This is a genomic window from Streptococcus sp. HMSC071D03 (genome assembly GCF_001812125.1).
In the GTDB taxonomy this organism is placed as follows: domain Bacteria; phylum Bacillota; class Bacilli; order Lactobacillales; family Streptococcaceae; genus Streptococcus; species Streptococcus pseudopneumoniae_N.
This window is the reverse complement of record NZ_KV807797.1, coordinates 1-235: the sequence shown is the minus strand read 5'-3', so window position 1 is coordinate 235 and position 235 is coordinate 1. Positions and strand designations below refer to the sequence as shown.

1 pseudogene is annotated in these 235 nt (G+C 40.4%); it reads right to left on the bottom strand.

Annotation, left to right across the window (positions count from 1 at the left end):
* Nucleotides 1-235, bottom strand: a pseudogene (locus HMPREF2837_RS11490) (hypothetical protein); the annotation flags it as partial.

Genomic DNA, 235 nt, shown 5'->3' with positions numbered 1-235 from the left:
TTTCAGCATCAGTCAAGTTGCTTGGATCTGTAACCGGAGTTACTGTTGGATCCGTTACGACTTTATCATCTGATTTCTTAACTGTCTTATCGACTGGAATTACAGCTGTTGTACCATCTGGATAAGTTACAGTTGTTGTACCATCTTTGTCAACCTTAACATCAGTTACGGTTGGGTTTGATTTCTTAACTTCTTCGGCTACTTTAGCTTTTTCGGCGTCAGTCAAGTTGCTTGG